This window comes from Methylobacterium sp. P1-11, assembly GCF_008329595.1.
Lineage (GTDB): Bacteria > Pseudomonadota > Alphaproteobacteria > Rhizobiales > Beijerinckiaceae > Methylobacterium.
Genome location: NZ_NPKS01000090.1, coordinates 1 through 1,270 on the forward strand (window position 1 = coordinate 1; position 1,270 = coordinate 1,270).

The window sequence follows — 1,270 nt, forward strand, 5'->3', positions numbered from 1 at the left end:
GAGCGGCGCTACCGTGTGTTTGCGGATATCGAGCGGATTTCGGGGCGGTTTCCGACGGCCAAGTGGCGCCAGCCCGACGGCAAGACGGCCGAGATCACGGTGTGGTGCTCGAACGACTATCTCGGCATGGGCCAGCACAAGGAGGTGGTGGCCGCCCTGACCGAGACCGCCGCCCGCTGCGGCGTCGGCGCGGGCGGCACCCGCAACATCGCCGGCAACACCTCGCCGCTGGTCGACCTGGAGCGCGAACTCGCCGACCTGCACGGCAAGGAGGCGGGCCTGGTCTTCACCTCGGGCTACGTGTCGAACCAGGCCGGCATCTCGACCATCGCCAGGCTGATCCCGGATTGCCTGATCCTGTCGGATGCCTTCAACCACAACTCGATGATCGAGGGCGTGCGCCATTCCGGCTGCGCGAAGAAGATCTTCCGCCACAACGATCTCCAGCACCTGGAGGACCTGCTCCGGGAGGCCGGCGACCGGCCGAAGCTGATCGTGTTCGAGTCGGTCTACTCGATGGACGGCGACGTGGCGCCGATCGGTCAGATCTGCGACCTGGCCGAGCGCTACGGGGCGATGACCTACCTGGACGAGGTCCATGCCGTCGGCCTCTACGGCGCGCGCGGCGGCGGCATCGCCGAGCGCGACGGGGTCATGCACCGGGTCGACGTGATCGAGGGCACGCTGGCCAAGGGGTATGGCTGCGTCGGCGGCTACATCACCGGCTCGGCGGCGCTCTGCGACGCGGTGCGCAGCTTCGCGCCGGGCTTCATCTTCACCACCGCCCTGCCGCCGGCGGTGGCGGCCGCGGCCCGGGCCTCGGTGCGCTACCTGAAGCGCTCGAGCGCCGAGCGGGAGGCGCATCAGCGCCAGGCGGCGGCCACCAAGGCGGCGCTGCGCGCGGCGGGGCTGCCGGTGCTGGCGACCGAGACCCACATCGTGCCGGTGATGGTCGGCGATGCCGAGCTGTGCAAGGCGGCGGCCGACCACCTGCTGGAGCGCCACGCCATCTACATCCAGCCGATCAACTACCCGACCGTGCCGCGCGGCACCGAGCGGCTGCGGATCACGCCGTCGCCGTTCCACGACGCGGCCCATATTGCGCGCCTTGCCGCGGCGCTCAGCGAGACCTGGGAAGCGCTCGACCTGCCGCGGGCCGGCACGGAGTTCGTCGAGGCGGCCGAGTAGGCCGCGTCACGGTCCCGGCGCCGCCAACAGAGCGCGACACGCCCCCTCTCCCCTGCGGAACCACGTTGGGGCGAGGGACGAG

Annotated in this window: 1 protein-coding gene; it reads left to right on the forward strand. The window is 71.2% G+C overall.

What is annotated here, in order from left to right; genetic code table 11:
* The coding region (gene hemA, locus CIW48_RS32815; RefSeq protein ID WP_149314508.1) for a 5-aminolevulinate synthase at positions 1–1,188 on the forward strand (1,188 nt) is incomplete at its 5' end.
* Positions 1,189–1,270: the final 82 nt, after the last annotated feature.